Annotated in this window: 8 protein-coding genes; 3 read left to right on the top strand and 5 right to left on the bottom strand. The window is 69.5% G+C overall.

All coding sequences use genetic code 11. The features are described 5' to 3' along the window. The coding region (locus HMPREF3115_RS32360) for an MFS transporter (RefSeq protein WP_256276122.1) at positions 1–456 on the bottom strand (456 nt) is incomplete at its 3' end. A gap of 160 nt (positions 457–616) precedes the next feature. On the opposite strand from HMPREF3115_RS32360, the gene HMPREF3115_RS11050 reads away from it, so the two are divergent. Beyond that, complete coding sequence (locus HMPREF3115_RS11050; protein ID WP_053298705.1) at positions 617–1,579, top strand: LysR family transcriptional regulator; 963 nt, start codon at positions 617–619, stop codon at positions 1,577–1,579. A gap of 77 nt (positions 1,580–1,656) precedes the next feature. On the opposite strand, the gene HMPREF3115_RS11045 is transcribed toward HMPREF3115_RS11050, so the two are convergent. Continuing rightward, positions 1,657–2,376, bottom strand: a complete 720-nt coding sequence (locus HMPREF3115_RS11045; RefSeq protein WP_070554399.1) for a haloacid dehalogenase type II — start codon at positions 2,374–2,376, stop codon at positions 1,657–1,659. Between the two features lie 131 nt (positions 2,377–2,507). Then, entirely contained in the window at positions 2,508–3,479 is a 972-nt protein-coding gene (locus tag HMPREF3115_RS11040; RefSeq protein WP_070554397.1) for an AraC family transcriptional regulator, read from the bottom strand. A gap of 94 nt (positions 3,480–3,573) precedes the next feature. Here HMPREF3115_RS11040 and HMPREF3115_RS11035 point away from each other — a divergent pair, with 94 nt between their 5' ends. Then, positions 3,574–4,407 carry an oxidoreductase gene (locus HMPREF3115_RS11035; protein WP_070554395.1) on the top strand — a complete coding sequence of 278 codons (834 nt, stop codon included), beginning with the start codon at positions 3,574–3,576 and terminating at the stop codon, positions 4,405–4,407. Positions 4,408–4,756: 349 nt separating this feature from the next. Beyond that, positions 4,757–7,006 carry a putative bifunctional diguanylate cyclase/phosphodiesterase gene (locus HMPREF3115_RS11030; RefSeq protein WP_006410196.1) on the top strand — a complete coding sequence of 750 codons (2,250 nt, stop codon included), beginning with the start codon at positions 4,757–4,759 and terminating at the stop codon, positions 7,004–7,006. A 20-nt stretch (positions 7,007–7,026) separates the two neighbouring features. On the opposite strand, the gene HMPREF3115_RS11025 is transcribed toward HMPREF3115_RS11030, so the two are convergent. Both HMPREF3115_RS11025 and HMPREF3115_RS11020 read right to left on the bottom strand, forming a co-directional pair. Next, entirely contained in the window at positions 7,027–8,061 is a 1,035-nt protein-coding gene (locus HMPREF3115_RS11025; RefSeq protein WP_059936516.1) for a diguanylate cyclase, read from the bottom strand. A gap of 54 nt (positions 8,062–8,115) precedes the next feature. Continuing rightward, the gene (locus HMPREF3115_RS11020; RefSeq protein WP_006399756.1) at positions 8,116–9,120 is read right to left on the bottom strand and encodes a chemotaxis response regulator protein-glutamate methylesterase; all 1,005 of its coding nucleotides are present in this window, start codon (positions 9,118–9,120) and stop codon (positions 8,116–8,118) included. Between the last annotated feature and the right edge of the window lie 175 nt (positions 9,121–9,295).

Below are 9,295 nucleotides of genomic sequence, written 5' to 3'. Positions count from 1 at the left end.
CACCGCGCCGCCCCATTCGCCGCCGACCGCCATCCCCTGCAGGAAGCGCATCGCGATCAGCAGCGCGGCGGCCCAGTAGCCGATGCGGTCGTACGACGGGATCAGCCCGATGATCATGCTCGGCACGCCCATCAGCAGCAGCGTGATCATCAGCATCGACTTGCGGCCGATGCGGTCGCCGAAGTGGCCGAACACGATGCCGCCCATCGGCCGCCCGATGAAGCCGACCGCGAACGTGCCGAACGCGGCGAGCGTACCGACGACCGGGTCGAGCGACGGAAAGAAGATGCGGTTGAATACGAGCGCGGCGGCGGTGCCGTACAGGAAGAAGTCGTACCACTCGATCGTCGTGCCGGCCATGCTGGCCCAGCCGGCCAGCAGATGATGCCGCGCGGTGCGCGCGGGGGCCGGCAGCGCGGCGGTTGCATGCTCGTCGAGCGTGGATCGCGTCTGCATGGTGTCTCCATATTTGGTGTGTGCCGGCGGCTCATGGTCCGCCGGTCACGGTCGAGTATAGTTATGCGCAGATTCGCGATGTACCGACAAAGAAACCGGTTGGATGTGCATGAATGCATATCGCGGCCGGCCCGGAGACACTTCTCATTCGATCCCGCCGATGCGACATCCGACCGAGCCGGTTGCCGGCAAGCTGAACTGGGACGACCTGCGCTTCTTTCTCGAAGTGGCGCGCACGCAGCGGGCGAGCGGTGCCGCGAAGCGGCTCGGCGTCGACTACACGACCGTCGCACGGCGCATCCGCGCACTGGAGGCGTCGCTCGGCACGCTGCTGTTCGACAAGTCGCGCGCGGAGGGCTTCACGCTGACGGCCGAAGGGCAGCGGCTCGTCGCCTATGCGGACGCGATGGAGACGACCGTGCAGTCCGCGTGCGACCAGGTCGCGCATACGGGCGAGGCGTTGTCCGGCCACGTGCGGATCGGATCGACCGAAGGGTTCGGCTGCTTCTTTCTCGCGCCGCAGCTCGCGCGGTTTCGCGCCGCGCATCCGCGCGTGACGGTCGATCTGCTGCCGGTGCCGCATTTCGTCAGTCTCACGAAGCGCGAGGCCGATCTCGCCGTCACGCTCGAGCGGCCGGAGCGCGGCCCTTACGTCTGCACGAAGCTTTGCGACTATCAGTTGCGGCTCTATGCGACGCGCGACTATCTGGCGACCCATCCGCCGATCGCCGGCACCGACGATCTCGCGCGGCATACCTTCATCAGCTACGTCGACGATCTCGCGTTCAGCAGCGAACTGCTGTATCTCGAGCGCGCGGTGCCGGGCGCGACGGCCGGACTGAGAACGACGAGCGTGATCGCGCAGTCCTTCGCGGCGCTGCACGGCGGCGGGCTCGCGATCCTGCCGTGCTTCATCGCGGCCGCGCAGCCGGCGCTCGTGCCGGTGCTGCCGGATGAGGTCGTCGTCACGCGCTGCTTCTGGCTGACCTGCCGCGAGGACTTGCGCAAGTTGCGGCGCGTGACCGCGCTGTGGGACTATCTGCGCGCGGCGGCGGACGCGAATCGTGCGTTGCTGTCGGGTGAGTCGAGCGAGTTGCGGTTCGTCGGGGAGCCGGGCGGTTGAGGGCGGGCGCGTAGCCTGTCGTAGCCCGCGCGCGGCGACGGGCCTCGCACATCGAGCACCACGCGTCCGCGCGCCGCTCAGTCGCCGCAGCCCAACTGCCGCGCCAGCGCGTGCAGATCGTCGACGACGAAATCCCACGCGTCTTCCGGCTGCAGATCCGTTTGCTGGCCGGGCCCGTATTCGGTCGGGCGCCGCACGAACGCGGTCGACAGGCCGACGCGGCGCGCGGCCGCGAGATCGTTGTTGTGCGCGGCCACCATGCAGATCTCGGCCGGCGCGACGCCGAGAATCTCGACCGCTTCGTTGTAGACCTTCGGCGCGGGCTTGTACGCGCGCGCGACTTCGGCGCCGAGGATCGCGTCCCACGGCAGCCCCGCATGCCTGGCGATGTCGACCATCAGCCGGATGTTGCCGTTCGACAGCGGCGCGATGATGAAGCGCTGCTTGAGCCGCGTCAGTGCGTCGACCGAATCGGGCCACGGGTCGAGGCGGTGCCATGCGAGATTCAGCGCGTCGATCGCCGCATCCGGCACGCCGGCGATCCCGTAGCGCTCGATGATGCGCACGAGATTCTCGCGATGCAGGATGTCGAGCCGCACGTACGAACGGCGTCCGCTGCGGATTTCCTCCATCGACGGCACGTATTCGCGCCGCCATGCGTCGGCGAACTCGAACGCGTCGAGCGTCGGCGCGTAACGCTGCAGAAAGACGCCGGCTTCGCGTGCGACGGTGGTTCTCCAGTCGACGATCGTGCCGAACACATCGAACACGAGCGCCTTGATTTCGGTACGGTTCATATGCGGTCCTGTGCGGGCGGGGGATCGGAGCGGGCCGCAGCGCGTCTGGCACGGACGGTCGCGGCCGCTTGCATCGGCATTAGACCATGCCGGCGCGCGGCGCGTATCGCAGCCGCGGTCGCTCGCGGGCGTCAGTGCGACGACACGTACTCGGCATCGGCGAACGCGGGCGGCAACGCGAAGCTTTCGCGCATGCGCTTCGTTTCGGACGCGGGCGTCGCGCCGAACAGCCGCTTGAACTCGCGGCTGAACTGCGACGGGCTCGCGTAGCCGACCGCGTGGCTCGCCGCTTCCGCCGTCAGCCCCTGTCGCACCATCAGCAGCCGCGCCTGATGCAGCCGCGTCGACTTCACGTACTGCATCGGCGACACCTGCGTGACGGCCTTGAAGTGACTGTGGAAGCTCGGCACGCTCATGCCGGCTTCGCGCGCGAGCTGCGCGACGTCGAGCGGCTGCGCGTAGCCGGCATGGATCGCGCGCAGCGCGCGGCCGATCCGGCCGAACTGGCCGCGCATCGCGAGCGCCGCGCGCATCGATGGGCCCTGCGCGCCGGTCAGCACGCGAAAGTAGAGTTCGCGCAGCAGGCCAGGACCGAGCACGGCCGCCTCGAGCGGCCGCGTCAGTGCGTCGAGCAGGCGCAGCACCGATGTGTGCATCGCGTCGTCCATCGGCGTCGACATCATGCTGCGCGGCGCATGCACGGGCGGCGTGCCGCCGGCGCGGTCGATCTGCGCGGCCAGCTCGGCCGCCATCGCGAAATCGAGATGCAGATACAGCGCGAGCAGCGGCCGCGCCGGCGTCGCGTCGGTTTCCATGCTGAACGGCACGGGCACCGAGACGGCCAGATAGTGACGCTCGTCGTAGAGGTAGAGCGCGTCGCCGAAGTAGCCGCGCTTGCGGCCCTGGCAGACGATCACGATGCCCGGGTCGTACAGCACCGGCGTGCGCGCGAGCGCGCGGTCCGAGCGCAGGATGCGCACGCTCGGCAGCGCGGTCAGGTTGTAGCCTTCGCGCGGCGCGAGCGCGGCGGACAGCGCGACGATCCGGTTCCGGCGATCCGGCGAGCGTTCGCCGTCGCGCCGGTCAGCTTGCATTGCGTTCATAGTTTTAGGCAAAAAAAACAGCGGAATTCGCGTTAATCGGCTTCGCGATCGACACTAGTATGCAGGCTTCAATCGATTTTCGGGAGAGACTGCAATGGCATCGAACAAGCTTCTGCTCATCACCGGCGTCAGCAGCGGCTTCGGCCGCGCACTCGCGCAAGCGGCGCTGGAAGCGGGGCATACGGTCGTCGGCACCGTGCGCAGCGAGCAGGCCGCGCGCGATTTCAAAGCGCTGGACGCGCAGCGCGCGATCGCGCGCGTGCTCGACGTGACGGACTTCGACGCGATCGACGGCGTCGTCGCCGACATCGAGCGCACGGTCGGTGCGATCGACGTGCTCGTCAACAACGCGGGCTACGGACACGAAGGCGTGATGGAGGAGTCGCCGCTGTCGGAACTGCGCCGGCAGTTCGACGTGAACGTGTTCGGCGCGGTCGCGATGATGAAGGCCGTGCTGCCGTTCATGCGCATGCGGCGGCGCGGCCATATCGTCAACATCACGTCGATGGGCGGGCACATCACGATGCCGGGGCTGAGCTATTACTGCGGCAGCAAGTTCGCGCTCGAAGGCATTTCGGACGCGCTGCGCCAGGAGGTCGCGCCGCTCGGCATCGCCGTGACGGCCGTCGCGCCCGGCTCGTTCCGTACCGACTGGGCCGGGCGCTCGATGGTGCGCACGCCGCGCTCGATCGCGGACTACGACGGGCTGTTCGATCCGGTCCGCGCGGCACGCGTCGCGCGCAGCGGCAAGCAGCCGGGCGATCCGCACAAGGCCGCGCGCGCGATCCTCGCAGTGATCGCCGCCGAGCAGCCGCCCGCCCATCTGCTGCTCGGCAGCGATGCGCTCGGCCTCGTCACGCAGCGGCTGTCGGCCTGGCAGGACGAAATCCGCGCGTGGGAGGCGCTGACCGTCTCGACCGACGGTTGAGCGCGCACACAGCAGGCCCGGCCGCGCACACCGCTGTGCGTATGCACGGCCGGGCCGTCCGTCGCCGCTCGCATGACGGCGCGCGATGCATCGAATGAATACCTGCGCGACGCGCGATTCGCGCGCCGCATGCTGCACCGCACCCACGCGTAACTCCCGATGCCGATCGATACGCCGGCCGTCACGGATTGGTGTTAAATGGATTCGTGTGAACGGTGGGCGGCGCGCCCGATGCGGCGCGCGAAAACGGGGCGCTCCGGTGCGCGGTGTGAGTCCGGGGCGAAAGCGGTACGAAAGATCGAAATCGAATCGGGGTGTCGGCCCGGTCGAACGGACGGCAGGATTCATCTTGAATACCGAACCGCACAGTGCGCGCTACAGCCTCGGCCTCGCGGCGGAAGTGCTCGCGTCCGAACAAAGCGTGCTGAAGCTGATCACGCGCAATACGCCGCTGCCGGAATTGCTCGCCGAGGTCTGCCGGCGTGCGGAGGCGCTGCTGGGGAAAGGCGCGGCATGCTCGATCCTGCTGCTCGACGAGGACGGCGTGCACGTGCGGGTCGGCGCCGCACCGTCGCTGCCCGCGCCGTACAGCGCCGCGATCGACGGCGCGGCGATCGGGCCCGCGGCCGGCTCGTGCGGCACCGCGATGTACACGCGCCGGATGATCGCCGTCGAGGACATCGAGACCGATCCGCTGTGGGACGCATACCGGTCGATCGCGCTGCCGCTCGGGCTGCGCGCATGCTGGTCGGTGCCGTTCGAGGACGACACGGGCGTCGTGCTCGGCGCGTTCGCCGTCTACTACCGCACATCGCGCCGGCCGAGCCGTGAGGAAACCGCGCTGCTGCTCGACATCAGCAACAGCGTCGGGCTCGCCGTGCATCAGGACCGCATCGCGCAGCAGCTCGCGCGCAGCGAGGAACATCACCGGCTCGTCGTCAACAGCCTCAACGAAGGGATTCTCGTCGTGTCGCGCGACGGCGTCGTGATCGCGAGCAATCCGAGCGCGAACCGGATGCTGCGCGCGAAGGGCGAACTCGTCGGGCGCCGGATGTCGACGGTGATCCTGCGCAAGCTGTCCGAGGACGGCACGCCGATCGCGCCCGACCACTGGCCGAGCCGGCGCGCGCTGACGAGCGGGACGCCCGTGCTCGACTATACGGTCGGCTTCGGCCTCGCGGACGGCGACGTGATCTGGGTGCGCGGCAACGCGGTGCCGATCGTGAAGCCGGGCGACACGCAGGCCGCGTCGGTGCTCGTGTCGTTCCACGACATCGGCCCCGTGCGCGAAGCGCAGCAGCAGCTGCGCTACCTCGCGACGCGCGACGCGCTGACGGGCCTGTACAACCGCCGCTGGCTGTCCGACCGCATGCGCGAGCTGTTCGGCGGCCGCGATCCGGCGGGCGGCCCGGCGCGCGTCGCGATCCTGTTTCTCGATCTGGTCGGCTTCAAGAAGGTCAACGACACGGCCGGCCACGACGCCGGCGATGCGCTGCTGCGCAGCGTCGCGGCGCGGCTCGCGGCGTGCATGCGCGGCCGGCATGCCCTGACGCGCGTCGGCGGCGACGAGTTCGTGATCCTCGTCGACGACTGCGACGATCCCGAGGCGCTCGCGGCGCTCGCGCGCGAAGTGATCGATGCGATCGCGAAGCCGTTCGCGGTCGCGAACAACGAATACTGGCTCGGCGTGTCGATCGGCATCAGCATCGCGCCGCGCGACGGCGACGATGCGGCGACGCTGATGCGCAACGCCGATTCGGCGATGTACGACGCGAAGCAGCGCGGACGCAATCACTTCACGTTCTTTACCGCGCAGCTGAACCTGCGGCTGCAGCGCCGTTTCGCGATCGAGCAGTCGTTGCGGCGTGCGCTCGCGTCGAACGCGCTGCGGCTCGCGTATCAGCCCGTCGTCGACGCGCGCACCGGTCGCACGGTCGGCGCCGAGGCGCTGCTGCGCTGGACGAGCCCCGAACTCGGGCCGATGTCGCCGGCCGAGTTCATTCCCGTCGCCGAGGATACGGGGTTGATCGTCGCGATCGGCCAGTGGGTGCTCGAAACCGCGTGCCGGCAGGCGGCGGAATGGCGCCGCACGATTGCGCCGGACCTGATGCTCGCGGTCAATCTGTCGCCGCGCCAGTTCCACGACGGGCTCGTCGAATCGGTGAACCGCTGCCTTGCGCAGACGCGGCTCGATCCCGGCGCGCTCGAACTCGAGATCACCGAAGGCGTACTGATGAACGACACCGCGACGGTGCTGCCGATGCTCGAGGCGCTGACCGAGATGAACGTGCGGATCTCGGTCGACGATTTCGGCACCGGCTATTCTTCGCTCGCCTATCTGAAGCGCTTTCCTCTCCACAACCTGAAGGTCGACCGTTCGTTCGTGTCGGGCGTGCCCGATCATCGCGATGCGGTCGCGATCACGCAGGCAGTCGTCGCGATGGCGCATTCGCTCGGGATGAAGGTGACGGCCGAAGGCGTCGAGACCGAGGCGCAGTCGTGGTTTCTGCAGCAGATCGGCTGCGACATGCAGCAGGGCTACCTGTTCAGCCGGCCGCTCGATCCCGTCGACTACGCACGGCGTTTCGCGCTGGTGTGACGATCGCGCGCCGTGCGCAGTCAGCGCGCGGGCCGCGGCGGGTCGACCTCGACGCGGTTGCGGCCGTCGTGCTTCGCGCGATAGAGCGCGCGGTCGGCGGCCTCGATCAGCGCCGTCGTCGGCAGGCCGGGCGCGGGCACGATGCTCGCGCCGCCGATGCTGACCGTCACGTGGCCGGCCGTCGACTGCCCGTGCTCGAGCCGCAGCGCGTCGACCGCGAGCCGGATCTTCTCGCCGAGCAGTCGCGCGGCACCCGCCGACGTGCCGGGCATCACGACCGCGAATTCCTCGCCGCCGAAACGCGCGGCGAGATCGCCGGACGGCCGCAGGCACTGCGCGATGGTCGTCGCGACCTGCCGCAGTACGTGGTCGCCCGAGACGTGGCCGTACGTGTCGTTGTACAGCTTGAAGTGGTCGACGTCGATCATCAGCAGCGACAGCTCCGCGCGCTCGCGCGTGCCGCGCCGCCACTCGGCGGCCAGGTATTCGTCGAGATAGCGGCGGTTCGACAGCCCGGTCAGACCGTCCGAATGCATGAGACGCCGCAGTTCGAGATTGGCTTCGAGGAGCTGCTGCTGCGATTGCCGCAGTGCGCGGTAGGCATCGTCGCGCTGCAGCAGGTTCATGTACGACCGCGAGTGGTAGCGGATGCGCGCGACGAGTTCGATGCGGTCGGGCAGCTTCACGAGATAGTCGTTCGCGCCCGCCGCGAACGCGGCGCGCTTGATCGTCGGCTCTTCCTGCGTCGACAGCACGATGATCGGCACGTCGCGCGTCGCGGGATTCGCACGATACGCGTGCACGAGCGTCAGCCCGTCGGTGCCGGGCATCACGAGGTCCTGCAGGATCACGGTCGGGCGCGTGTCGATCGCCGCGGCCATCGCGTCGTCGGAGCGCGCGCAGTAGTGGAAGTCGATGCCGGCCTCGTCGATGAGCGCGCGTCGCACGGCTTCCGCGACGATCGTCTGATCGTCGACCAGCAGCACCATCGCCGGTGCATCGGCGGGCGGGTACGGCGCGTGAACGGGCGGCAGGCGCGTCGGGTCGCTAGTCATGGTCGATGCGTGGGTCTGTCATGGCGGGAAGGGCGTCGGTGGGGCGCGGCAGGTTCAGATGCGCACGAGCGTCGCGAGTTCGCCCGCGATGCGCTCGAGCGGCAGGATTGCGCGCGCGGCGCCGAGCGTCGCGGCCGCCTTCGGCATCCCGTAGACGGCGCTGGTCGCTTCGTCCTGGGCGATCGTATGGTAGCCCTTCATCCGCAGCGCCTTGAGCCCGATCGCGCCGTCGCGGCCCATGCCCGTCAGCAGCACGCCGATCACGTTGCCGGACCAGTGTTCGGTCAGGCTGTTGAAGAACACGTCGACCGACGGCCGGTACGGCGTCGCGGCCGGTTCGCGCGTGTACGCGAGCGTGCCGGCGCGCGTCATCCGCAGATGATCGTCCGTCGCGGCGAGCAGCGCGACGCCCGGCTGGGGGCGATCGCCTTCGCGCGCGACGCGCACGGTGAGCGGCGTCTGACCGTCGAGCCACTGCGCCATGCCTTCGGCGAACGCGCGATCGACGTGCTGGACGATCACGATCGGCGCATCGAAGTCCGCGGGCAGGCTGCCGAGAATCGACGCGAGCGCGCCCGGGCCGCCGGCCGACGCGCCGATCGCGACGAGCGGGCCGCCGTGCGCGCGATGCGTCGCGCAGCCGGCGCGCACGCCGCCCGGCGCATCGAGCAGACGGCCGATCTGGTCGATCTTCGCGAGCAGCAGATCGGCGGTGTCGCCGGCCGCGCCTTCGCGCAGCTGCGGCGTATCGACGGCGTCGAGCGCGCCGGCGCCCATCGCCTCGTACACGCGCCAGGTGTTCGCGCCGATGCTGCTCGTGACGATCAGGATCGCGCACGGCCGCGCGGAACGCATGATGCGCCGCGTCGCCTCGATCCCGTCGAACTTCGGCATGATCAGATCCATCAGCACGATGTCGGGCGGCTGCGCGGCGCAGAGCTCGACGGCCTGCGCGCCGTCGGTCGCGACCCACAGCACGCGGTGCTCGGGGCGCCGCGCGAGCACGCGGCGCAGTGCCTCGACCGCGAGCGGCAGGTCGTTGACGATGCCGATGTTCACAAGCGGGACTCTCCGGTCGGGTCGTTATCGTGAAGTTGGGCCGGTTTCATCGATGGGGGCCTGTTCGCATGCGCCGCGCCGGCTTCGATGGCCGGGCGGCGCGGATTGTTTTCGGTTCGCATCGCCCCGCATGCTGTCATGCGGCGCGATTCGCGGCAATCGAAAAATGGGTGAG

This window comes from Burkholderia sp. HMSC10F09, assembly GCF_001806955.1.
In the GTDB taxonomy this organism is placed as follows: domain Bacteria; phylum Pseudomonadota; class Gammaproteobacteria; order Burkholderiales; family Burkholderiaceae; genus Burkholderia; species Burkholderia multivorans.
This window is presented reverse-complemented; position numbering and strand designations above follow the sequence as displayed.

What these genes read in the sequence shown, in the direction of transcription:
- HMPREF3115_RS11050 (WP_053298705.1), top strand. Translation starts at nt 617, where the DNA reads ATGCGACATCCGACCGAGCCGGTTGCCGGCAAGCTGAACTGGGACGAC.
- HMPREF3115_RS11045 (WP_070554399.1), bottom strand. Translation starts at nt 2,376, where the DNA reads ATGAACCGTACCGAAATCAAGGCGCTCGTGTTCGATGTGTTCGGCACG.
- HMPREF3115_RS11040 (WP_070554397.1), bottom strand. Translation starts at nt 3,479, where the DNA reads ATGAACGCAATGCAAGCTGACCGGCGCGACGGCGAACGCTCGCCGGAT.
- HMPREF3115_RS11035 (WP_070554395.1), top strand. Translation starts at nt 3,574, where the DNA reads ATGGCATCGAACAAGCTTCTGCTCATCACCGGCGTCAGCAGCGGCTTC.
- HMPREF3115_RS11025 (WP_059936516.1), bottom strand. Translation starts at nt 8,061, where the DNA reads ATGACTAGCGACCCGACGCGCCTGCCGCCCGTTCACGCGCCGTACCCG.